This window comes from Ruegeria sp. HKCCA5929 (genome assembly GCF_013034525.1).
Classification (GTDB): domain Bacteria; phylum Pseudomonadota; class Alphaproteobacteria; order Rhodobacterales; family Rhodobacteraceae; genus Ruegeria.
This window is the reverse complement of sequence record NZ_WQGE01000001.1, coordinates 22,342-44,405: the sequence shown is the minus strand read 5'-3', so window position 1 is coordinate 44,405 and position 22,064 is coordinate 22,342. Positions and strand designations below refer to the sequence as shown.

Below are 22,064 nucleotides of genomic sequence, written 5' to 3'. Positions count from 1 at the left end.
GGTTCGATATGCGTAAATTACTATTCACCCTCCCCTTCCTGCCCACCATGGCTGTCGCCCAGCAAGCGGGTTGGGGCAATGTCGGCCAGCAAGAAGAAAAGGGCTTTTCCTGGACCGATCCCCTCTGGCCCGATTTCTGGATGGCATGGACGCCAGCAACTCTGGCCCTGTTTGTCGGTATCTTTTCGGCCATCGCCCTGATCGGCTTGCTCGAAGGGTTCAAGTACCGCGACGGAATCGAACGCCGTGGTGTGCTGGGGCTGACGACCACGTTGGGCGACCGGCTGTTCATCACATTGCTTGGCTCGGCCTATATCTTCCTCGCTTGGTTGGGATTTGTCGGGCAACCGGTCTGGACGCCACTTTTCCTGTCCATCGGCTGGGGTATCTTCGTCTTCTGGAAAGTTTAAGCTTTGCGAAACAGCGAAAGGATGCTTGTCTGTCAGGCATACTAAACATGACGGCACCGAGATCGATGCGAAAGAAAAAGACGACAAATCTGCTGACCGAGGTCGAACTGGAGTTCATGAACGAACTCTGGGCCCTCGGCGAAGGCTCGGTGCGCGATGTCCTGGACCGCCTGCCCTCAGACCGCAATCTGGCCTACACGTCCGGTGCCACGATCCTGCGTATTCTGGATGAAAAGGGTTTTGTGGAAAGCCGTAAGTCAGGAAAAACCCTGATCTATACGCCGCTTTTGGAAAAGGACAGATATCAGGCCCGTTCGCTGCAAAACCTGTCCCGCACCTTGTTCGATGACACGCCTGCCACGCTGGTGGCGCGACTTGTCGATGATGCGGGGCTGAGCGAAGCCGACCTGGAGGATATTCGAGCGCTGGTAGAGAGGAGACTGCAAAATGACAGCGGTTAGACCGGTTCTCGACGCATATATCGAACTCAACATTGTGCTGGCATTGTCGGCGGCCATCTGGTTGATGGCACGCGTCGCCCTGACCCGCACGACCCTGCGCCATGGCTATGTCGCACAGCTACGCGCACTCAAGGTTCTGTGCGTTTGTATTCTGATCAGCCCCTTTCTTGCATTGGGCGTATCGTCTTTGGCCGCTCACGCATGGCCGGGGGGCGCCGTCGCCCTTGGTGACATAGCGGTTGCCGCTTACCTGCGTGGTGATATCGCCATGCCTGCCGTGCAATTTGAGGCCCTGCTGAATACACGTGAAAGATGGGTTGATCTTGCTTTGTCAGGACAGCAGCCCGTTTTCATCTCACTCGCCGCCCTGTTCGCTGTCGTCGCAGTTGTATATGCCGTTCGAGCTTTTCGGGACGCTGTAATGATCCGGCAAACGGTCAGGTCCAGCTTCCTTTGGCGGAAATCGGCAAAGGTGGATATCCGCCTGTCGGATCGCATCACCGTGCCGTTCGCGGTGCGCGGCCTGCGCCGCCGTCATGTCGTTCTGCCCAGCCATCTTCTGGATACACCGCGCGAACTGCGCTTTGCGCTGGCCCATGAGTTTCAGCACATTCGTGCGGGCGATGTGGAATGGGAACTTGGTTTTGAGCTTCTGCGTCCTTTGTTGTTCTGGAACCCCGCATATCTGATGCTCAAGTACCAGTTCGGTCGCTTGCGTGAACTGGCATGCGACCAATCTGTCGTTGCACGCAAAAGGATTGATGCGCGTGAATACACCACGTGTCTGCTGGACTATTGCGCGCGCACTCTTTCGACAAGAAATCCGCGCGTCTTAAACGTTGCCTTTGTGACTGGTGGAAAAGCCAAACGCGTGCTTCGTCAACGAGTGATTGCATTGACTGACGCACAGCCCGCCGAAGCCCCCCTACCCGCGCTGTTTCTTGGTATGTCACTGACCTTCGCCATCCTTTTGGCGCTGGGTGCGGCTTCGATCCAGCAAACTCAGGACTGGAGTCATGATCGCCTGATGCTGTCGACGGTGGTCAATCTGGAACGTCTTCAGGCGCGCAATCAGGGCAACTGATGCCGCTGCCTCACCAGCCGCGACGCCCGAACAGGGAATGAATACGACCCTGGTCCACAAAGGGCTCGGGCGCATGTGACCGCCCCAACCGCGCCACCACGCGCTCGACCATAACCCAGCTGATTATTGCGAAAATAACGCCGCCAAACGCCTGGCCCAGCAAAACACCCGATGCCCCAGCAAGGTTGGAACCGATGGTTGCGAAAACCCAGGTTCCAATCGTGTGTCGTCCCCAATTGATCCATGTGGAATAAACCGGGTGCCCAAGGTTGTTGAAACTGGCATTCGAGACGAAAATCACGCCATTGAAAAACGAGGCCAGCGCCAAAGGTCCGCAGAACAGATAAATCAGAACTCGTGTTTCCCCTTGGGCCGCGAACAAGTCTGCAATGGGTGCGCGCAGAAGAAATAAGATCGCGGCCATGCCAAGAACATAAATTGCGGTGAATTTGATCCCGGCCAGAAAAGCGGCGCGTACCCGGTCAATCTTCTCGGCCCCGAAATTTTGCCCGATGATTGGCCCTATTGCGCCCGACAGGGCAAAGATGACCGAAAAGGCAACTGGCAGCAGACGACCAATGACGGCCATACCCGCCACCGCATCTGTCCCGTATTGCGCAATTTCCCGCACTACGATCGCATTCCCGATGGGAGTGGCCACGTTTGTCAGAACAGCAGGAATTGCGATGGCGCGAACCGGACGCAAGTCCTGAGCCACCTGTTTCAAAGATGGGCGCGCAAACCCTTGATGAACCCGCAGCGCAGGCCATAGTGCTGCCCCCAACATGCACAGCCGCGCCAGAACCGAGGCTATTGCCGCCCCATCCAGCCCCAGCCCCACGGCAAAGATCAGGATCGGATCCAGAACCGCGTTCACCACGCCGCCATAGATCGTGGCCATCATCGACCGCCGCGCATCGCCATGGGCGCGTAATACGGCCATGGCCGCCATAGCAATCGACATGACGCACATTGTCGGCAGAATGATCGTGACATAGCGCATGGCCAGCCTCAGAACCTCACCTTCTGCGCCAAGCAATGACAGCAGGTGACCAAGGTTCAACAAAACCAGAACGGGTACGACCAACCCGACGATCAAACCCAGCACCGCTACACTGGACGCATAATGCCTTGCCTGTTCGGCCCGCCCCGCACCCAGTTCCCGCGCAACCAGCGCCCCGGCAGAAATCGACAGGCCGATATTGATCGCATTGGTAAAAAACAACAGCGTTCCAGCGTAACCCACTGCCGCTGCAAGCGCGTCGTTGCCCAGCATCGAAATGAAGACCATGTCCACAAAGTCGACGGCAAAAATAGCCATAAGCCCGATGCTTGTCGTCAACGACATGCGGGTGACATGCCGCATCAGACTGCCGCTCAGGAATACGGCTTCGGTTTGAGATTGGTTGGACATTCTAACCTGTGGTGGTCGGTGTGTTATCTCGCCAGCATCACAGATCACCGCCACGCGTCAACGGTTTCGTTCCGATCTTTGTGGTCGCTGACGAACACCCGACGCAACCCGCCATCCCGTTTTGCCATCCACAGCCCCATGAGGACGTGTTAGAACTGCCCAAACACCTATTGTCCGAGGCGAGGCAGAGCATGAAACTGGAATTCCACCACATCAACTTCGTGGCTGATGATGTTGATCGTATGCATGATTTTTACACTAACGTGCTGGGTTTGGATGATATCCCGCAAGACAATTTCCCGCGCACCGAAGCTGACAAAGACAGCGGCTATGACGGCAAAATCCGCTTTGCGACCGAGGGCAACATGCAGATGCACTTGGCCCAGCGCGCATTTGACGTAGCCTTCAAGAACGGGCGGGTGATCAACCCTGTCGAGCGCGGCCATATCGCCTTTCGCACCGATGATCTGCCCGCCTTCCTGAAGCTGCTGGACGACCGCGGCATCCCCTATTCAGACTATGGGACCACATTTGCGAAAGAATGGCATCAAGTGTTCTTTCACGACCCCGAAGGCAATGTGATCGAAGTCCATCAGCAGGTCGTTCAGGACGACTGAACCGTAAAGGGCGGAACCAACCGCCCTCTCCCGGACCCTGGTCCTCAGACAAATCTGTTGACGTAGTTTTCCAGTATTTCCTGTCGCCCTGATCTCGGCTGCGGATTGATCCCCTCAGCCAAAACCCGCGCGGCAATCTCGTCAAGGCCCGAAGCCAGCATCGCTTGCCCCTTGAGCGTCTTCCAGCCTGCGTAGCGGTTCGCCAGCGCCTGTTCCAAACCGCCATCTTCGAGCATTGCAGCCGCTGCTTTCAAACCTCGGGCACAGATGTCCATCCCGCCCACATGCGCGGCAATCAGATCTTCGACGTCGATGGATTGTCTGCGCAGCTTGGCGTCGAAATTGGTGCCCCCTGTGGTGAACCCGCCCGCTTTCAGAATGTGGTAATAGGCCAGCGCGACTTCGGGCGTGTTGTTAGGGAACTGATCCGTGTCCCAACCCGATTGATAATCGTTCCGGTTCATATCGATGGACCCCAGCATCCCTTCGGCTGCGGCCACGGCGATCTCGTGCTCAAAGCTATGCCCCGCAAGGATCGCGTGCCCCTGTTCGAGGTTCAGTTTGACCTCATCCTCAAGCCCATACTTACGCAAGAAACCGATGCACGTAGCGGCGTCAAAATCATACTGGTGCTTTGACGGTTCCTGCGGCTTGGGCTCAACAAGGATCGCGCCTTTGAACCCGATCTTGTGCTTGTACTCGACCACCATGTTCAGGAACCGGCCCATATGATCCAGCTCGGTCTTCATGTCAGTGTTGAGCAGCGTCTCATACCCTTCACGACCGCCCCAAAGCACATAGTTCTCGCCGCCCAGCTTGTGGGTGGCGTCCAGGCAGGATTTCACCGTGGCTGCGGCAAAAGCATAGACATCGGGATCAGGGTTGGTGCTGGCACCGCCCATCCAACGGCGATGGCTGAACATATTGGCCGTGCCCCACAGAAGCTTGGTGCCCGACACCTGCATCTTTTCACCGATATAGTCGGTGATCTCGTTCAGTGTCCGCAGATTGTCCGCGTAGTTACCCTGTTCGGGGCGAATGTCCGCGTCATGCCAGCAGAAGTAAGGTTGCCCCAAGATTTCAAACATCTCAAAGGCCACATCGGCCTTCATCTTGGCCCGCCCCATATCGTCTTGCGGGTGCCAGGGGCGTTCGAAAGTGGGGCCGCCAAACGGATCCCCGCCCTCCCACGCGAACGAATGCCACCAAGCCACGGCAAAACGAAGGTGATCCTCCATGCGTTTGCCCATGACGATCTCGTCCGGGTTGTAGTGACGGAATGCGAGCGGGTTCTTACTGCCCTCGCCCTCGAATTGGACCTGCTCGATCCCTTGAAAGAAACCGCTCGTCATCTCGTTCACCTCATTCCGTCTTTTCGCCGGGCTTCTTGCCCAGAATGATCATCGACAACAGGTCGTCATCGGTGACATCAGGGATGTCCACGGTACCAACCAGTTGCCCGTTCTTCATGACCGAGGCCCGGTCGCACAGCTCCATCACCGCATGCACATCGTGGTCAATCAGGAAAATCCCGATGCCTTGCGCCTTTAGCTGTTGGATCAGGTCCGCCACCATTTGCGTTTCATGAGGACCCAACGCGGCCGTAGGCTCGTCCATGATCAGGATGCGTGCGTTGAAATACACCGCGCGCGCAATGGCCACCGATTGCCGCTGACCGCCTGACAGGGCCGAAACCGGGTCGTTGAACTTCTGAAAGTTTGGGTTCAGCTGCGCCATGATCTTGCGGCACTCAGCCTCCATCGCAGCATCATTGACCAGACCAAAGGGCGTGACCATCTCGCGCCCCAAAAACAGGTTCGAGCTTGCATCCAGATTGTCCGCCAGCGCCAGCGTCTGATAGATCGTCTCGATATTGTTGGCCCGCGCGTCACGCGGATTGTTGATCTCAACCTTCTTGCCATCAATCAGGATTTCACCATAGTCCATCTGATAGGCACCCGAAAGCACCTTGATCAGAGTGGACTTACCGGCCCCGTTGTGGCCCAAGAGGCCCACAACTTCGCCCGGGTACAGATCGACCGAGACGTGGTCCACCGCCTTGATGCCCCCGAAAGAAATCGAGATATCGCGCATTTCCACAAGCGGAGGCTGGCCGGAGCCACGGCCCGATGCTTGGTTCTGTGTTTCTTGAGCTTGCATCATTTCGCCCCCAGACGTTTGCGATAGACGATGTCGATATAGACGGCCAAGACAAGAACAGAGCCGACGACGATGTTCTGAAACGGCGCATCAACTCCGACCATGGCCATACCAGATTGCAGCGCCTGCATAATCAGAGCGCCAAGGATTGCACCATAGATCGTGCCGATACCACCCGACAGAGCGGTTCCACCGATTACGGCCGCAGCAATCACGCGCAGTTCATCCAGCGTGCCGATGTCGTTCGAATGGTTGGCCAGACGAGCCGAGGCCACAATGGCTGAGAGCGCGCACAAGAACCCCATCAGAGCAAAGATTTTGACGGTCATCATCCGGGTGTTGATACCCGACAACTCTGCCGCGTCTGGGTTGCCGCCAGTGGCAAAGATATAGCGGCCAAAGCGGGTTTTGCGGGCCACAACCGTCAATGTCACGGCCACAAGGATCAGGATCAGGACCGAGATCGGAATGCCGTAGCCAACAATCAGCCCCTCGGGCATGGTCTCACCCCGCGCTTCGAACATCCGTTCCAGACGGCGGGTCGGGATCGCATAGCTGTTGACAATCAGGACATAGCCCATGATGGCGATGCCAATGATCCCAGCCAGTGTCGTTTCGGCCCAAACAGGTTTCACAGGAAACCCATGGGCGGCTTTGGACCGGCGGCCGCTCCACAACGCCCAGATCGCAATAGCAGTGGCGGCAAGGCCGAACAGAAGGCTGACGGTTGTTCCCAACGTGCCGTTTGTCCCCCCGAACATCAGGAAAGTGCTGTCCAGCGGACCGATTGTCTGGCCATCGGTCATGTACCAGGCCACGTTGCGCCAGACCAGAAAACCGCCAAGCGTCACAATAAAGGCTGGAATGGTCAGGTAGCCCACCATCCAACCGTGGAACGCGCCGATTAATGTGCCCACTACAAGGCCCACAACCAACGTGATCGCCCAGGTCGCCGGGTGGTTCAAACCCATTCCCAATACGTTGGGCAACAGCTCGGTCTGGGTCATCGCCATCACAGCAGATGTGGTCGCCAAAAGTGCGCCGACCGAAAGGTCAATGTGGCGCATGACGATGATAAACACCATGCCACAGGCCATGATCGCAACCGAAACGGTCTGGATCGACAGGTTGAACAAGTTTCTGGGTGTCAGAAAACGGCCGTCCGTAACGATGTTGAAGCCGATGCACAGGATGATGAAGGCGCCGATCATGCCCAATAGCCGCATATCCAGTTCCAGCTGCTGGAACAGGTTGGCCTTTGCTTTTTGGGGTACCGGCTGAGACGAAGTTTCGGTCATATCCGATCTTTCATGTTCAGCTATGATCTCTGGCCCACCCTTGCGGGCCAGAGACATTATGGTTTGGAACTTGGTTTAGTTACAAGGCGCAGGGCCGTTTTCGACGCCCTGGCACAGGTCTTCCAGCGGGATCCAGCCCGCGTCGACCACAACTGTCAGGTTGTCCTTGGTGATCGGCACAGGAGCCAGGAAGACAGAGTTCATCTCGGTGCCGCCGGGCGAAGTCCAGCTGATCGCGCCTTCGACATCTGCAGGGCTGGTTCCGCTGCTCAACGCAACCGCGATTTCACCGGCAGCTTTGCCCAGCTCACGTGCGTCTTTCCAGACCGAGACGGTCTGCGTACCCTTGGCAACACGGTTCAGCGCCGCGTGGTCACCATCCTGGCCCGAGACCGGAATACCGTCCATACCTTGTGCGGTCAGTGCAGCAACAACGCCACCAGCAGTACCGTCATTCGAGGCGACCACGGCATCAACGTTGTTTTCGTTGGCAGTCAGGATCTGCTCCATGTTGCGCTGCGCGTTCGCAGGCAGCCAGCCGTCAGTATAAGCCTCACCCACAATCACGATGTCGCCACTGTCAACGGCGCCCTGAATGATCTCTTGCTGACCACCACGCAGGAAATCCGCGTTGGGGTCGGTGGGCGAACCCTTGATCATCACGTAATTACCCTTGGGCATGGCGTCGAATACTGCGCGCGCTTGCATCCGACCAACTTCGACGTTGTCGAAGGTCAGATAAAACGCCCGGTCATCTTCGATCAGGCGGTCATAGGCAATGACTGGAATGCCTTCGTCAGCAGCGGCCTGAACCGCCGGACCAATGGCCTGAGAGTCTTGCGCCAGAATGATCAGCGCATCAACGCCCTGGGCAATCAGGCTCTCGATATCCGACAACTGCTTGGCCGAGGATGATTGCGCATCCGACGAAATGTATTCGGCTCCACCCGCCTCAAGCGCGGCTTTGATCGCGGCTTCGTCGGTCTTCCAACGCTCTTCCTGGAAATTCGACCAGCTGACGCCCACAACAGGTTCGGCAAAAGCGGCCGTACCCATCAACACCGCCAAAGCGGAAGCGCTGAGAATTCTTTTCATGATTTCCTCCCGGTTTCATTGAGCCATCGCTTCATGATTCGTGGCCCCGATAATTCTGAGTAGCATATTTATTTCAGTCGGTAAAATATTTATGCTATCGGTAACAGAAAAAACCACCTAGGTTGAAACAGGGATTAGATTCGCGAGGGCAAGATGCTGAAAAGCAAAGCTTCTTCAAACGCCACGGACCAAAGAAACATCACCCGGTTGCGGGTGCTGGAACAGATTCGCGCAACGGAAGCCATCTCGCGAATCGACATTGCCACCGCGCTTGAAACCAGCCCTGCTACGGTCACCTCGGCCACGGCAGACCTGCTGTCCGCCGGTCTTATCCAGGAAATTGAAGGGGAGTCGCCGTCAAAATCCGCGCGTCGCGGTAGACCGCGTGTGCTTCTCAAGCTGCAGGGTGGATGCCACGTGATCGCTGGCGTGAAAGTCGCCCGGCATCAGATCTCGGTCATTTTGGTGGATTTCGAGGGTACGGAAATCGCGTCCTATATCCATCCGTTGGATGAGGCACGCATGGCACCCGAGGGCTTCACACAGATGATCTACACGGCCCTGTCCCATGCCTGCGACGCGGCGCATCGTTCGCTGACGGATCTGTCCGGAGTGTGCATCGGCATCGCAGGGCTGATCGACGCTGAAAAGAACTTTGTTCATTGGTCATCGTCTTTAACCGAGCGTAATGTGGACTTGAGCCCGCTCTTGTCCAAGGCCCTGCCCTGCCCCGCCTTTATCGAAAACGATGCCAATCTGGTGGCCAAAGCCGAGCAGCTTTTTGGGTTGGGCAAAGGGCTGAAGACCTTTCTGGTCGTTACCATTGAACATGGGATAGGTCTGGGCATTGTGTTTGATGGCAAGCTTTATCGCGGCGAACGCGGTTGCGGGGCAGAGTTCGGGCACTTGAAGGTTCAACTGGACGGCGCGCTGTGCCAATGCGGGCAGCGCGGCTGCCTTGAGGCTTATGTCGGAGAATACGCCCTGATCCGTGAAGCGACGATCGCAAGCCAAGCCACGGACCCGCGAACACTTGCCGATATTCTCGAAGCCGCAAAAGCCGGGGATGCAAGGTCGATCTCGGTTTTGGCGCGTGCCGGGCAGATGTTTGGAATGGGTCTTTCGAACCTGATCAATCTGTTCGACCCCGAATGCATTATTCTGTCCGGAACACGCGGAAGTTTTGAGTACCTGCATTCAGAGGAGGTCATGGCGCGCGTCAAAAGCGGTGTCGTCAGCGTTGACGCGCCCTTACCCGAAATCAAAGTGAACCACTGGGGGGATTCAATGTGGGCAAAGGGAGCGGCTGCTTATGGAATCGAACAGGTCTCAATCCTGAAAGTCAGGGAATTGGCAGCACATGCGAACTAGTCTGGCTTTCCTGCTGATCACAGCAACAACCGTTTCTGCCGATGTACCTTCCCCGCAGTTTCTTGGCGTTGACGTTCCGCCCCACGTGTATGACGGTGGCTGGGAACATTTCGTCGGCGGCGGGGTCGCCGTCTTCGACTGCAACGGCGACAACCGCCCCGAGCTTTACGCCGCCGGAGGCTCCAATCCCGCGCAGCTATTTGTTAACCTGTCCAAGGCAGATATTCGGTTTCAAGCAGATACGCCCAGCGCACTATCCCTGACGGGTGTGACCGGCGCGTACCCTTTGGATGTAGATAGCGACGGGCAGCTTGATCTCGCAATTCTGCGGGTCGGTCCCGATCTGTTGCTGCGCGGCGGGCCGGATTGCACATTCGCGCCTTTCACGACGTTGAACTTCCATTCCGCGGATCATTGGACCACAGGCTTCTCGGCCACTTGGGAAAACGGGCAAGCGCTACCTACGCTGGCGTTTGGTACTTATGTTGACCGCAGCGATCCGGACGGACCGTTTGAGACTTGTGGACCAACCGTGTTGTACCGGCCGGACGGCGAAGCCTATGGCGCACCCGTCCATCTGGAACCCGGGCATTGTTCCCTCTCGCTTCTGTTTTCGGACTGGGCGCGGTCAGGGCGCGCGGACCTTCGTGTCAGTAACGACCGACACTACTATGTGCGCGGCGGGCAAGAGCAATTGTGGGCGATGGAAGACACCCCGCGTCTGTATGGTCAGGCGGACGGATGGCTGCCCTATTCGATCTGGGGCATGGGTATCGCCTCGCGCGATTTGACCGGAGACGGGTTTCCAGACGTTTACCTGACCTCGATGGGGGATCAGAAATTCCAAACATTTGATCCGTCAACTGCGGGACCGACATGGCGGGATGCGACCTATGATCGGGGAACAACAGCACACAGGCCGCATATAGGTGAAGATGGTCGCCCTTCAACCGGTTGGCATGCGCAGTTTGGTGACGTGAATAATGACGGGCTGGACGATATTTTTGTCACCAAAGGTAACGTCGAGCAGATGCCCGACGCTGCGCAAACTGATCCAAACAACCTGCTGATGCAAAACGACAATGGTCAGTTTGTCGAAACAGCATCAGACGCAGGCGTCGCTTCTATGCAAAAATCCCGTGGCGGAGCCTTGGCCGATCTGAACGGGGATGGCTGGCTGGACATGGTGGTGGTCAATCGCAGCTCTCCGCTGGAGGTTTTTCAGAACACGCCACAGGACGGCAACTGGTTGATGGTAGATCTGAGTCAAGCGCAACCCAATCGCTTGGCTGTTGGCAGTTTTATCGAGGTCAAAACGGACGGCAAAGTGCAGACGCGGGAAGTCACAGTTGGCGGCGGCCATGCCAGTGGCATTGCTGGATTTCACCATTTTGGCTTGGGCGATGCGGAAAGCTTGCAGATCAGGGTGATCTGGCCCAATGGCAAGGCAAGTGATTGGCAGACCGCAAACCCCAATCAGGTGATACGTCTTAGCCGCTGACCGCTGACTATTGGTCAACGGGCAAACCACTGGGAACTGCCTTGGGCACCCCCAACCGAACTGCCGGGTCCTCCAGAGTACTGAGGAAACTCAGGATGGCGCTGATGTCATCGTCGCTCAGGCTAACAGGAGCCAGTGTGTTAGAAGCGGCAATCGCTTCGACGTGTGCCGGGTCCTGCATGGCCTGGGCATCCTCGGCCCCATGAAATCCGGGCAGTTTGGCTTTTTCGACCGAATAATTGCGCAAGGCTGCCACCGGATCCAAATGATGGCGCACCACATCCTCAAGCTTAGTATATGCGCCGCTGTGCCCGTAAGGCGCGGTCAACGTCACGTTCCGTAGCGAAGGTGTACGAAAGGCAAACGCATCCTTTGTATCGCCCGTGACGCGCAACCGTCCGTCATCGCGCACGTGGTTTTCGAAACGGGCCGCTTTTCCGGGGCCGATCTGGGGCATGGCGATGGAATGGAAACTGTGATCCGTCTGGAACCATCCGCTATGACAACTGCTGCACCCGGCCTCACCGTAAAACAGTGTCATACCCAATTGCGCTCTCGCGGGCAGAGTTTCTTCACCCCGCATCGCGCGGTCAAAAAGGCTGTTATCTGCCCGCCATTCAAACGCGATGAAATCCGCGATGACATTGGCGATGGCGGTAAAGGTGATCTCTTCCCCGGGCGCGATGTCCTCAAACCGCTGCGAATATTCCGGTATCGCCGCCACCCGGGCCGCGATCAGGTCCCAGGCCCCTCCCTCCTGGGTCAACAAGCCAAGTCGCACGGCCTTGCTCACCTCGTTTTCGGAATAGTGCCCAGCCATTTCGTCGGGTGAAAGCACCGGGAACATCGCTTGCGCGGCCAGAGCCGATTGAAAACCGGGCCGCATATCCGTTCCTAACGGTGTTCGGATGCCGTTTGGCTGTATCGGATCAGCCTCTAACCGCCCATCATGGAAAAAGGTCGTGAACTCCAGCGCGCCTAAATTCCACAAGCCCGGAGAGTTTCGCGGAATCCGTTGTTCGGGCGTGTTGTCCTCAGTGATCTTGCGCTCTGTCCCAAGCCCAACGCCGCCTTCGCCAATTCCAAGCGAGTGCCCGTCAGATGTGCCAAGTTCAGGATGATGGCAGGTCGCGCAGCTGATGTTTTTGTTTCCCGACAGGATGGGGTCGTAGAACAGCAGTTGCCCCAACTCGACACGTTCCAGATCCGGCTCAACAAATGTCGGAACCGGGCCAAGGTCCTGCGCGTGAACTGCGGGTACGAACAGCCACAGGCCGGCAACGGCCGCCGAAATCTGACCTCTCATGTGCGCACCCCGTCTATCTCTAACGTAAGTTTCTGATGATAAGGCCTTTCCGGCGTGCAGATCACAGACGGGAACGCGGGATGGTTGACCGCGTCTGTGTATCCGGCAGGTTCAATGCAAAGCGCTGCCCCAGGTCTGAACGGATCCGACAAATGCGCCGCCGCATAGACCTGAGCACCGGGTTGATCGGAATAGACTTTCATACTTAAACCCGTTGGTGCGTCGACTTCTGCCACAGGCATTTTCACATCTCTCCCGTCCGCAAACACGAAATAATGGTCAAGATGGGCTGCTTGTTGACCAATAAAGCGATTGTTCGAGAAATCCAGGTTTTCGTCCTTGGTGTTCAGAATGCGGCCTGTGGGAACAGCGTTTTCGTTTAGTTCCAGAAACTGATCGGCGTTTAATTTGAGACGACAATCGAGAATGCCCTGCGAACAGCCAAGAGTGTAATAATTATGCTGCGCGATGCTGATCGGCGTGGGTCGATCCGGTTGCGCGGTGATCGTATAGTTCAGGCGCGGGAACTTAAGCTCTACGCCTAACTCAAACCGCACTGAGCCGGGGAAGCCACCGTCGCCGTCGGGTGAAACCACGGACAGAACAGCTTGATTTCTAGAAACTTCACGGAAATCCCAGTGTCTTCTGGACAACCTGGTCCCGCCGCCATGCAAGGTGTTTTGCCCCTCATTTGCGGTCAGGCGACAGGTTTCACCCAGCAAGTCGAACCGGGCTCCGCTGATGCGGTTGGCCACGCGTCCGACAGTTGCGCCAAGGTAATACGGATCTGTGAGGTATTCTTGCGGAGAGTCATAGCCCAGTATCAAAGGCGTTTGTCCCATCCACCAACCTTGTGTGATCGCGCCATAGTTCAGCAAGGCAACAGACATGTCACCGTCCTGCAAGGTGACCCGCTCAATGGTCGCAGAAGACTGATCCGTCATCTTTGCACCGACAGCGGCGACAGGGCCCTGTAATATTGGCGATAGCGTTCGTACGCTTCATCATACCCATCGCACAGTTCTGTTCTGGGCATAATGACCTCTGAAATGTCCGGCGGGGTCATAATGTCCTTTGGATCTGCCCCTTCAGATGCGCAGGCGGCCAGACGTGCCGCACCGGTCGCTGCGCCAAACTCACTTCCTTTGGGCAAAGCCAGCGGTGTGTTCAGAGCAGTCGCCAGCGTCTCCAGCCAAAACCGCGATCGTGCCCCGCCCCCCACGACGAGAAGACTTTGGGGCATTGTTCCCGTACCCCTGAGCGCCTCAAGACAATCGCGCATGGCAAAGGCGACGCCTTCCGTCACAGACTGTGTCAGCGCCTTGGGATCCGCCGCTATATCCAGCCCCAGAAAAGCCCCTCTGATGGCGCTGTCGTTATGGGGTGTCCGCTCGCCCGACAGGTAAGGCAGAAAAGTCGTATCCGAGGGCCCATCGATCCGGTCCGGCAAGGCAGACGCCAGCGCTGAAACAGGCTGCCCAACGTTGCGTGAAAGCCAGTTCAGACTGTTTGTGGCGGACAGGATGACACCCATTTGAATCCAACGGTCTGGCACCGCGTGGCAAAAGCAATGAACCGCCGTTTCCTGCGCGGGCGCATAGCTTTCTTTCGCCACCAGCAGCACCCCCGAAGTTCCCAGTGACAGAAAACCCGTGCCTTCTTGGATGCAGCCGATACCGCAGGCTGCTGCAGCGTTATCTCCTGCTCCTCCTGCAATCAGTACAGGCCCGGTCAGGCCCCAGCTCTGCAAGATCTCGGACCGTAATTGCCCTCCAACTGCGCTGCCTTCTACCAGTTGAGGCATCTGATCTCGGCGCATATGCCCCAGCTCAAGCGCCGTGTCAGACCATTCGCGGCGACCAACATCCAGCCACGCTGTCCCGGCACTGTCCGACACGTCACTGATATATTCGCCTGTGAGCCAAAAACGCAGGTAATCCTTGGGAAGCAGAACCTTAGACACTTTTTCGAAGATCTCGGGTTCATGTACGCGCACCCATTCCAGCTTTGGCGCCGTAAATCCTGGAAAAACGATATTCCCTGTAACCTCGCGCATCCCGGTGGAACCGTCTAACTCGGCAGCTTCGGACGCGGATCGCGTGTCATTCCACAAGATACATGGCCGCAACACCGAGCCTTCGTGGTCAAGTAACGTGGCACCATGCATATGCCCGCTTAACCCAATGGCACGCACAGCAGAAAACGCTGCGGAATTCGACTGGCGCAATTGGACAACCACGTTTTGGCAAGCCTTGATCCAGTCCGATGGCGCTTGCTCCGACCAGCCAGAGCGCGGCGTTGAGGTTTCAACACCCGCTTCGGCATCCGCAAGCACACGCCCGCCGTCGTCCACAACAATACCGCGGAGACCGGATGTCCCCAGATCCAGACCAAGATACACCTGCTCTCCCCCTTTTTGTCCGTCGCAATTTACGACCAGGCTATTGCTGGCTTCTTGCAAAACAGTTTGCGCTAACGTCTTACGCCAAATTCAAGGAATGCGACATCTTTTTTGTGTGGTATCCCGAGCGCTAAAGGCGTCAAAGCAGAAGATCACCCAGCGTCGAGTTGCCAAACTCACACCCACGGGCCATTTCAATGAAGTCTGGTTAAAGCAGATCGTTTTCCGGGACGTGACCCCGCCTACTCAGATCCAAGCCTTTGATTGTATCTGGTGAAGATAAGCTCACCTGCAGGTATGTCTGATCTGAAATCGGCCGTTCGCCCAAGAAGCGCGCGATAGAATCGGCGCAGCCCAGGTTCGATATTTTCAGCCAAGCCCTCGCAGCACTGACACAAATCTTCAATTCTGCTTTGCGGGTGACGACCAGTAATTGCCGAAATCAATTCGCTGTGCGAAGCTTCAAGGTCTTTGAAAGCCGCAGTCTCTCGTACAAGTTGGTCCCCTACCAGTATATACACTGGTTCCGGATTGGCTTTGCCTTTCAGATCAACATGCCCAGCTTCCAACAGGGCCAGATCCGCTTGCCCGGCTTGAGAAACCCCGCTTGACACAACAATATCATAGTCGACCGTACGGCAGCTTTGTTCGAGCCGTGCCGAAACGTTCACGACATCCCCGATGACAGTATAGTTGAAACGTTTTTCGGACCCGATGTTACCAACGCACGCCTGCCCCGTGGCAATTCCTGTTGCCAATGCAATGGGTTGACGGTTTTTCATAATACCGGATGCGTTGAAATCCGCCAAAGCGCCCCGCATCTTGAGCGCGGCGAATGCCGCGCGACACGGATGGTCCACAACGGGTATTGGCGCATTCCAAAAGGCCATTATCGCGTCGCCAATGAATTTGTCGATTGTGCCCCGTTCGTCCAACACCTGGTCCCCGATTTTGGAGAACAGCGCATTCAGTACTGAAACAAGTTCAGTGGCGGATGCCGACTCGGACAGAGAGGTGAACCCCCTTATATCCGAGAACATCACAGTAATTTCCTGAGTTTCCCCGCCCAGTTGCAGTTGGTGGCCCGAGTGCTCCATTTCATCAAGGATCTCCGGGGCGACGTAATGCGAGAAAACCTTGCGGATCTCACGCTTTTCGCGCTCGGTCGATATGAACAGGTACCCCGCCAAAAGACCGAAATTTGCCATACCGCCGATCAAAGGAAATGTTGCGTCGAACAACACTGATTGATTTTGAAAAACCATCCAGCTGATCGTCAGAACTGCAGCTGCGGCAATACCCCCGGCGACAAAAGACGCGACGGCGCCAAAGCTGGACATGACGCCAATAACCACGAGCCCAAGAAAGACAAAAGCAAGCAGTTCTTGCGCAGCCGTCACGTCAGAACGGCTGAGCATGTCTTGGGTCAGAACCTGCTCGATCATCTGTGCATGAATGGAAACACCAGGAACGCTTTCCCCAAGCGCGGTTTGATGTATGTCGAATAAACCAGCAGCAGATGTTCCAACGAGTATTATGCGCCCTTCGATTTCGGCCCGCAAAGACGCGTCCGAAGAACCCTTCATAACGTCGCTGGCCGAAATATACAGATCGGGTGTGTCTCGCCGATACTTAAGCCAAAGCTCGCCATTCTCGGTCGTTGGCACCTGGTATCCGCCAACCTCAACCGCCAGCATGATCCCTTCTTCGTCCACCGCACCTTCAGCAAAAATATTGCTTTCTCCCAATGCGACCCGCAAGGATTCTATAGCCAGACCAGGCATAGGCCCATCCGGCCCGTCCCAAAGCACAGGCACGCGGCGCACGATGCCTGTTCCACCTATGGGTGAGACGTTGACACCACCGATGCCGGCGGCAGTACGATCCAGTGGAGGTGCAATAGGCGTCCAATGTGGAACCGAGATCAGACCAGCAGTCGGATTTTCTCCAAACTCAACGATACCTGCTTTGGCCGCGACACTCTTTCCTTCCTCAGACAACCGCGCGGCGGCACCCAGAACTACCGGCCAATAAGCAATTTCCATCCCCAACAGCACATCATTGTCCAGCCTCTTGGCGTGGCGTTCCACTGTCAGAATGCCAACCAATGACGGATCATTCAAAAGCCGTGACGGCGAATACCTGTCTGGCTCGGCAAACAGCATATCGAATGAGATGGCTGCAGCACCGTATTCCCCAAGGTTTTCCACCATCTGCGCAACCAAAGTGCGTGGCCAGGGCCACTGCCCCCAATTGGCCAAAGCGTCTTCATCGATATCCACGACGCGTATCGGAAGATTCGGATCGAACTCTCGCGGGGACAACCTTTGCAAAACGTCGAAATAAACAAGGCGCGTCATGCGAACCGGGTAAGGATCCACTGCTCTGATGAAGCAGCCAAAGAGGATCAGGACCAGCCCAACAAGACGAAAGGCCCACCGCCCGTTCTTGGTTCTACGTATCTTTTCGCTCATATCATCCTCCGGGAAAGAGGAAAAACACGCCGTTACTTAAAAGCGCCCGTCGAACTATTCCCTTTCAGGTGCTTGCGGCTCGGGGCCTTCGGGGTCAGGCTCTTCACGTTCAGGTTCTTCCGGGTCGGGTTCTTCATCGTCCGGCTCTTCCCGATCAGGCTCCTCATCGTCTGGCTCTTGCGGTTCGGGGTCGTCATAGTCGGGCTCTTGCTCTGGCTCTGGTCTTTCGGGCTCACTCTGCCCCGAAGTTGACGGGCTTGACGCGGGAGTCGCGTCTACGGTTTCCGATCTCTCCCCACGTTCCAAAGGCGCTACGCGTGGCTCTGCCCTATTGGGTTTGACACGTCGTATCGGCGCAGCTTCCCCGGCACAGCCCTCGACCCTCACCTGCAAAGGTGGCAATAGACCTTCCTGGGATTGAACAAAGGGAAACCCGCTTTGTAGCGCCTGTTCATATTGTGCCTGGCTGGCAGGGCGCCCGACGGCTCCGCTGCCGCCTGTCGCGTACATGCTGCACTGACGCCCCGAAGATCTGCAGGATCCCTTGAGGCCGCACATTCGGACAGTCCCCTCAAGCACAAGCATCGCGCTTTGCTGTTCCGACACGACCCACATATCGAAAGTTGTGCCGCGAACCGCCATCGTCGCTGAAGGTGTTTTTATCGAATAAGCCCTCTTTCGGCTTTTGCCGGAAATAAACCGAAAGCTGCCGCCAAGCGCCTGAACAGCAAAGTTCTTGGCTTTACGATTGCCACGTAAAAGAGTCACATCCAACACCATGCGCGCGTTGGGGCCGATTGCGATCTTGGTGTCATCCACAAAGACAATTTGGATCAACCCAGTCCGGTCCGTGGAAATCGTATCCCCTGACACGACATCCATCCCTGAATACACAGGCTGAGCTTTTCCCTCACGAATAAGCTGGGCACCTTGCTTGGCACTGATAACTTTTCCAATGCTGGCAACGGCTTGCAACGGCATGATCACAACAAAGCAAAGAACCAACACAATCTTTAACCACGACAAAATCGAGCCCCTTCCCCCTTTGGGTCCTGATACGTGCAAATTGCACTGTGCTCGATGTCCGCCCCTTAAAAAGTATACTTTTTGTTATTATGATGACGAAAAAATATAGACAAATATGCATTATTTGATGCGCGATTAGCAAGTTTTATATGCAAAGCATGTCCAATCCACCGTTCTGGCGTAACCCAGCATTTAAGCGGGCAAGCTGTTGTGTCTGCCCTAGATTGAAACTTTCGCCCTTTGCTCGCGGCGCCGCTACGGCTGGGTTTGATGTTCACAAGCGCTGTTGAAATTCTTTTTGTGCTTCGTATTTCTTACGATGTAGACGCACTCATCAACTTACGATGACGATCCTTTTACTCCTCGACCCTTCGTTACCCTTTACATGACGAACAACTGGGACAACAAACAAACGGCCAACTGATGGTCATCGCCCGCAAACTGAGCGCAACAAAATTGGAGTAAACTTATGTTTCTTAGTCGCCTTTTTGCAGCGGCCGTGTTGTGCGGGGGGCTGTCGTCATACGCGCTTGCGCAATCTGACGCCGAACAATCAGGCAAGCTGTTTATGGAATTGAACACGGTTGAGGATATCGAGGGATCCTGCAGATTGACGTTTCTGGTCAAGAATGAAACCGGACATTCCATCGACAACGCGGTATTTGAAACAGTCTTGTTTGATGTCGATGGTGGCCTTCTACAACTCTCTAATTTCGGGTTCCGTGAGTTGCCGGCGGACAAATTGCGCGTTCGCCAGTTCGACTTACCCAACCTAGCTTGCGCTTCGGTTGGGAAAGCCCTGATCAATGGCGCACAGTCCTGCGTGGTGGACGGATCCGAAAGTGAAATTTGCGAAGACACCCTGTCCATGAGCAGCCGGGTAGACATGGAGCTTTTGGGATGAGTCCGCTGACCGCGCTTCGTGAGATCTTTGCCCTTGGTGGACCCGTCGTCGCGATCCTGATCGCGATGTCGGTTCTGACGCTGGCCGTCACGCTTTACAAACTCTGGCAATTTGCGGTCTGTGGTGTCGGTCGGCACAAGGTTCTGTCCGAAGCACTCGCCGCGTGGGACGCAGGTGACCAGAATGCAGCACGCGCAAAACTGGCTGGCAGCAAAAGCTATCTTGCGCCCATCGTTGGCGCTGCAATGGACGCATCGGGCTTGCCCGGGGCCGATGACAGGCTGGATGCCGAGGCGAGCCTTGTACTCGCCGGGTTGGAGCGAGGCTTCCGCCTGCTGGACACAGTGGCACAGCTTGCACCTTTGTTGGGTCTTTTTGGCACGGTTCTGGGTATGATCAGCGCATTCCAAAGCCTGCAAGCCGCAGGGTCATCAGTTGATCCATCGGTACTGGCTGGTGGGATTTGGGTGGCCTTGATTACAACTGCCGTAGGTCTGGCCGTCGCAATGCCGACTTCGATGGTTTTGTCCTGGCTGGAAAGTCGCACCGCACGCGAGCGTGTTTTTGCGGACAAGGCTCTTCGCACGGTTCTGGTGCCAGGACCCTCGATAACAAGCGCAGTTGGAACCGAAGCAGTTTCAGTTGCACCGGAACATGCGTAACACGGCGCAATTTGTCCGGCGGCGTATGTCGATGACGCCCCTGATCGATGTGATCTTTCTGCTTTTGCTGTTTTTCATGCTGTCCTCGACCTTTTCACGGTTCAGCGAGATTGAACTCAGCAGTGCGGCTGCGGGCGGGTCAAGCGACGCGGAACCAACCGAGCGCTTTTTTGTTCAACTTGGCGCCACGCGGGCGGTGTTGAATGGCCAGCCCATGTCGCTTGACGACTTGGCCGAGCAAACCCTGACCGGTCAGGTTCTGGTCAGCCTTGATAGCGACACGTCCGCACAACGTCTTGTGGATCTTCTTGTTCGGCTGCGTGGTCGCGAAGGTCTGACGGTTAGCGTGCTGGAGTAAGTCGATGATCCGCAAAATCCGACCCGGCCGACACCGAGATTCAACTATTCCGCTGATCAATGTCGTCTTCCTCATTCTGATCTTTTTTCTGATCGCGGGCACGATAGCGCCGCCGCTGGACTCAGAACTGGATCTGGTAAACACCGCAGATCTTGAAGGCCGCGAGCCCCCAGATGCGCTTGTCCTGTATCCGGATGGCACGTTGCGCTTTCGTGGCAGACCGATAAGCGCCGAGGCATTCATGCAAGACCACGACGGCGGGCCTGTGCGGATCGTGCCGGATAGAAATGCACCTGCCCCCGCGTTGATGGAGATTACCAGCAATCTGCGCCGGTTAGGTGCGCCTTCGGTTTTTCTGGTGACAGAACAGGCCCTCGAATGATCCGGCGGTCTTTATTCGTCGCACTCCTTGCGATCTCGGTTTCTGTGCTGGTGCATCTTGGGGGCCTAACCCTGACTGTGCCAAACTTTTCAAACCAAGCCGCCGGAGAAGACCGCACTGACACTGTCGAGCTAGGCAATACATTCGAAGAGTTTGTCGATACCCAACTTGAACCCGTTCAGCCGGAGCTGACCGAAGCGCCGCCCCCGCCAGAAGAACCACCAGTTGAGCCGCGCGAGGCCGAGAGTCCCACAAGCGATGCCCGTGTCGCGTCGCCCGACCCAAAGCAAACCTATGCGCCCGATACCGGCGACTCGACGATCATTCAGCCCAGAGCGCCTGACGAAGCCGTCACCGAACCTGTGGAACAAGCCCCTGATGACAATGGTGAAAGCGCTGAAGCCGCAGGATCCGATACCGCGACCGAAAACCCGGAAGCAACACCCGATCAAACCATTTCCCCGGTCGAGCCCTCTTCTGTCGAGGAACCGGTAAATGACGTACAGATTGCCGCTTTGCCACCCGAGCTCTCTCCAGTCGACACCGAAGAAGCTGAAACCATCGAGCCCGTGACACCGGATACAGCGTTGAACCCTTTGGAGGATGACGCTGATGTGCCTCTTCCCGAAGCGGAATCAGAGCAAACGGATCAGGCCCCTACATCGTCGCTTCGACCGCGACCACCAAATCGCAATGCGCAAACGGAACAGCCAAGATCATTGGAGGTTTTCAGAAACTTCGACAATCTGCGCTTTCCCGAACAGACAGTTGAATCGCCTCTCACGGCCTTCAAACGAGAAGGTGTGGATGTCTTCCGACAAAGCAGAGGCAGCAATCGGTCTGGGGGACGTGGCCCCGGAAACTCGGATACAACAAACTATGCCGGTGAGGTTCTTGTTCATTTGAACCGAGCGCCAATCGTCTACGTTGCTGCGCGCGGATATGCGCGCGTGTTTTTTCAGATTGATCCCGATGGCTCTTTGGCTTGGGTCGAAGTCGTCGAAAGCTCTGGCTCACCCGACATAGAACGTGCCGCAAAGGAACAGGTCCGAACCGCCGCACCTTTCCCACGCCCACCCGGAGGCGCCAGTCGCAAGCTGTCATTCTATTACCAGATCCGGTGATCTGATCTGCATCGCA

The 22,064-nt window shown here is 56.3% G+C and carries 21 protein-coding genes; 11 read left to right on the top strand and 10 right to left on the bottom strand.

Annotated features, from left to right (window positions below; translation table 11 throughout):
* Positions 1-8 precede the first annotated feature (8 nt).
* From GOV90_RS00205 to GOV90_RS00195, 3 genes are all read left to right on the top strand, one after another.
* Positions 9-410: a DUF2160 domain-containing protein gene (locus GOV90_RS00205; protein ID WP_171089179.1), complete on the top strand. Its 402-nt coding sequence runs from the start codon at positions 9-11 to the stop codon at positions 408-410.
* 65 nt (positions 411-475) lie between these two features.
* Positions 476-871 (top strand): BlaI/MecI/CopY family transcriptional regulator, encoded by a 396-nt coding sequence (locus GOV90_RS00200; RefSeq protein ID WP_171089177.1) that lies wholly within the window; start codon positions 476-478, stop codon positions 869-871.
* Complete coding sequence (locus tag GOV90_RS00195; RefSeq protein ID WP_171089175.1) at positions 858-1,955, top strand: M56 family metallopeptidase; 1,098 nt, start codon at positions 858-860, stop codon at positions 1,953-1,955. The genes GOV90_RS00200 and GOV90_RS00195 overlap by 14 nt, the downstream gene beginning before the upstream one ends.
* 10 nt (positions 1,956-1,965) lie before the next feature.
* Here GOV90_RS00195 and GOV90_RS00190 read toward each other — a convergent pair whose 3' ends face one another.
* Entirely contained in the window at positions 1,966-3,369 is a 1,404-nt protein-coding gene (locus GOV90_RS00190; RefSeq protein WP_253284726.1) for an MATE family efflux transporter, read from the bottom strand.
* A 191-nt stretch (positions 3,370-3,560) separates the two neighbouring features.
* Between GOV90_RS00190 and GOV90_RS00185 the strand changes: the two genes are divergently transcribed.
* Positions 3,561-3,986 carry a VOC family protein gene (locus tag GOV90_RS00185; RefSeq protein ID WP_171089173.1) on the top strand — a complete coding sequence of 142 codons (426 nt, stop codon included), beginning with the start codon at positions 3,561-3,563 and terminating at the stop codon, positions 3,984-3,986.
* A gap of 44 nt (positions 3,987-4,030) precedes the next feature.
* On the opposite strand, the gene xylA is transcribed toward GOV90_RS00185, so the two are convergent.
* The 4 genes from xylA to xylF all read right to left on the bottom strand — a co-directional run bounded on the left by xylA (position 4,031) and on the right by xylF (position 8,500).
* On the bottom strand, positions 4,031-5,338 hold the full coding sequence (gene xylA / locus GOV90_RS00180) for a xylose isomerase (RefSeq protein WP_171089171.1): 1,308 nt from the start codon (positions 5,336-5,338) through the stop codon (positions 4,031-4,033).
* Between the two features lie 10 nt (positions 5,339-5,348).
* Positions 5,349-6,146: an ATP-binding cassette domain-containing protein gene (locus GOV90_RS00175; RefSeq protein WP_171089169.1), complete on the bottom strand. Its 798-nt coding sequence runs from the start codon at positions 6,144-6,146 to the stop codon at positions 5,349-5,351.
* Positions 6,146-7,444 (bottom strand): sugar ABC transporter permease, encoded by a 1,299-nt coding sequence (locus GOV90_RS00170; protein ID WP_171089167.1) that lies wholly within the window; start codon positions 7,442-7,444, stop codon positions 6,146-6,148. The genes GOV90_RS00175 and GOV90_RS00170 overlap by 1 nt, the downstream gene beginning before the upstream one ends.
* 75 nt (positions 7,445-7,519) lie before the next feature.
* On the bottom strand, positions 7,520-8,500 hold the full coding sequence (gene xylF / locus GOV90_RS00165) for a D-xylose ABC transporter substrate-binding protein (RefSeq protein WP_371732105.1): 981 nt from the start codon (positions 8,498-8,500) through the stop codon (positions 7,520-7,522).
* Between the two features lie 192 nt (positions 8,501-8,692).
* On the opposite strand from xylF, the gene GOV90_RS00160 reads away from it, so the two are divergent.
* Together GOV90_RS00160 and GOV90_RS00155 are read left to right on the top strand one after the other, a co-directional pair.
* Positions 8,693-9,910: an ROK family transcriptional regulator gene (locus GOV90_RS00160; protein WP_171089162.1), complete on the top strand. Its 1,218-nt coding sequence runs from the start codon at positions 8,693-8,695 to the stop codon at positions 9,908-9,910.
* The gene (locus GOV90_RS00155; protein ID WP_171089160.1) at positions 9,900-11,411 is read left to right on the top strand and encodes a CRTAC1 family protein; all 1,512 of its coding nucleotides are present in this window, start codon (positions 9,900-9,902) and stop codon (positions 11,409-11,411) included. The genes GOV90_RS00160 and GOV90_RS00155 overlap by 11 nt, the downstream gene beginning before the upstream one ends.
* A gap of 7 nt (positions 11,412-11,418) precedes the next feature.
* Here GOV90_RS00155 and GOV90_RS00150 read toward each other — a convergent pair whose 3' ends face one another.
* The 5 genes from GOV90_RS00150 to GOV90_RS00130 all read right to left on the bottom strand — a co-directional run bounded on the left by GOV90_RS00150 (position 11,419) and on the right by GOV90_RS00130 (position 18,618).
* A complete protein-coding gene (locus GOV90_RS00150) occupies positions 11,419-12,717 on the bottom strand; it encodes a cytochrome-c peroxidase (RefSeq protein WP_171089158.1) in 1,299 nt (432 codons plus the stop codon).
* Positions 12,714-13,661 (bottom strand): aldose epimerase family protein, encoded by a 948-nt coding sequence (locus tag GOV90_RS00145; RefSeq protein WP_171089156.1) that lies wholly within the window; start codon positions 13,659-13,661, stop codon positions 12,714-12,716. Before GOV90_RS00145 ends, GOV90_RS00150 begins: the two co-directional genes overlap by 4 nt.
* Positions 13,658-15,118, bottom strand: coding sequence for a xylulokinase (xylB, locus tag GOV90_RS00140; protein WP_171089154.1), 1,461 nt, complete (start codon positions 15,116-15,118; stop codon positions 13,658-13,660). The genes GOV90_RS00145 and xylB overlap by 4 nt, the downstream gene beginning before the upstream one ends.
* A 242-nt stretch (positions 15,119-15,360) precedes the next feature.
* Complete coding sequence (locus GOV90_RS00135; RefSeq protein WP_171089152.1) at positions 15,361-17,592, bottom strand: CHASE2 domain-containing protein; 2,232 nt, start codon at positions 17,590-17,592, stop codon at positions 15,361-15,363.
* Positions 17,593-17,646: 54 nt separating this feature from the next.
* Positions 17,647-18,618, bottom strand: a complete 972-nt coding sequence (locus GOV90_RS00130; RefSeq protein WP_253284727.1) for a FecR domain-containing protein — start codon at positions 18,616-18,618, stop codon at positions 17,647-17,649.
* Between the two features lie 469 nt (positions 18,619-19,087).
* Between GOV90_RS00130 and GOV90_RS00125 the strand changes: the two genes are divergently transcribed.
* From GOV90_RS00125 to GOV90_RS00105, 5 genes are read left to right on the top strand one after another with little or no spacing between them, the layout of a single operon-like run.
* Positions 19,088-19,522 carry a hypothetical protein gene (locus GOV90_RS00125; protein ID WP_171089150.1) on the top strand — a complete coding sequence of 145 codons (435 nt, stop codon included), beginning with the start codon at positions 19,088-19,090 and terminating at the stop codon, positions 19,520-19,522.
* Positions 19,519-20,184 carry a MotA/TolQ/ExbB proton channel family protein gene (locus GOV90_RS00120; RefSeq protein ID WP_171089148.1) on the top strand — a complete coding sequence of 222 codons (666 nt, stop codon included), beginning with the start codon at positions 19,519-19,521 and terminating at the stop codon, positions 20,182-20,184. The genes GOV90_RS00125 and GOV90_RS00120 overlap by 4 nt, the downstream gene beginning before the upstream one ends.
* A gap of 31 nt (positions 20,185-20,215) precedes the next feature.
* Positions 20,216-20,542: a biopolymer transporter ExbD gene (locus tag GOV90_RS00115; RefSeq protein WP_171091123.1), complete on the top strand. Its 327-nt coding sequence runs from the start codon at positions 20,216-20,218 to the stop codon at positions 20,540-20,542.
* A 4-nt stretch (positions 20,543-20,546) separates the two neighbouring features.
* Entirely contained in the window at positions 20,547-20,924 is a 378-nt protein-coding gene (locus GOV90_RS00110) for a biopolymer transporter ExbD (protein ID WP_171089146.1), read from the top strand.
* Positions 20,921-22,048: a TonB family protein gene (locus GOV90_RS00105; RefSeq protein ID WP_171089144.1), complete on the top strand. Its 1,128-nt coding sequence runs from the start codon at positions 20,921-20,923 to the stop codon at positions 22,046-22,048. The genes GOV90_RS00110 and GOV90_RS00105 overlap by 4 nt, the downstream gene beginning before the upstream one ends.
* Positions 22,049-22,064 lie beyond the last annotated feature (16 nt).

Bases quoted from the DNA above. Each gene is read 5' to 3' on its own strand.
- xylA (WP_171089171.1), bottom strand. From the start codon at position 5,338: ATGACGAGCGGTTTCTTTCAAGGGATCGAGCAGGTCCAATTCGAGGGC.
- GOV90_RS00115 (WP_171091123.1), top strand. From the start codon at position 20,216: ATGACGCCCCTGATCGATGTGATCTTTCTGCTTTTGCTGTTTTTCATG.
- GOV90_RS00200 (WP_171089177.1), top strand. From the start codon at position 476: ATGCGAAAGAAAAAGACGACAAATCTGCTGACCGAGGTCGAACTGGAG.
- GOV90_RS00205 (WP_171089179.1), top strand. From the start codon at position 9: ATGCGTAAATTACTATTCACCCTCCCCTTCCTGCCCACCATGGCTGTC.
- xylF (WP_371732105.1), bottom strand. From the start codon at position 8,500: ATGGGTACGGCCGCTTTTGCCGAACCTGTTGTGGGCGTCAGCTGGTCG.
- GOV90_RS00190 (WP_253284726.1), bottom strand. From the start codon at position 3,369: ATGTCCAACCAATCTCAAACCGAAGCCGTATTCCTGAGCGGCAGTCTG.
- GOV90_RS00160 (WP_171089162.1), top strand. From the start codon at position 8,693: ATGCTGAAAAGCAAAGCTTCTTCAAACGCCACGGACCAAAGAAACATC.
- GOV90_RS00170 (WP_171089167.1), bottom strand. From the start codon at position 7,444: ATGACCGAAACTTCGTCTCAGCCGGTACCCCAAAAAGCAAAGGCCAAC.
- GOV90_RS00105 (WP_171089144.1), top strand. From the start codon at position 20,921: ATGATCCGGCGGTCTTTATTCGTCGCACTCCTTGCGATCTCGGTTTCT.
- GOV90_RS00155 (WP_171089160.1), top strand. From the start codon at position 9,900: ATGCGAACTAGTCTGGCTTTCCTGCTGATCACAGCAACAACCGTTTCT.
- GOV90_RS00145 (WP_171089156.1), bottom strand. From the start codon at position 13,661: ATGACGGATCAGTCTTCTGCGACCATTGAGCGGGTCACCTTGCAGGAC.
- GOV90_RS00150 (WP_171089158.1), bottom strand. From the start codon at position 12,717: ATGAGAGGTCAGATTTCGGCGGCCGTTGCCGGCCTGTGGCTGTTCGTA.
- GOV90_RS00125 (WP_171089150.1), top strand. From the start codon at position 19,088: ATGTTTCTTAGTCGCCTTTTTGCAGCGGCCGTGTTGTGCGGGGGGCTG.
- GOV90_RS00120 (WP_171089148.1), top strand. From the start codon at position 19,519: ATGAGTCCGCTGACCGCGCTTCGTGAGATCTTTGCCCTTGGTGGACCC.
- GOV90_RS00185 (WP_171089173.1), top strand. From the start codon at position 3,561: ATGAAACTGGAATTCCACCACATCAACTTCGTGGCTGATGATGTTGAT.
- GOV90_RS00110 (WP_171089146.1), top strand. From the start codon at position 20,547: ATGATCCGCAAAATCCGACCCGGCCGACACCGAGATTCAACTATTCCG.
- GOV90_RS00175 (WP_171089169.1), bottom strand. From the start codon at position 6,146: ATGCAAGCTCAAGAAACACAGAACCAAGCATCGGGCCGTGGCTCCGGC.
- GOV90_RS00135 (WP_171089152.1), bottom strand. From the start codon at position 17,592: ATGAGCGAAAAGATACGTAGAACCAAGAACGGGCGGTGGGCCTTTCGT.
- GOV90_RS00195 (WP_171089175.1), top strand. From the start codon at position 858: ATGACAGCGGTTAGACCGGTTCTCGACGCATATATCGAACTCAACATT.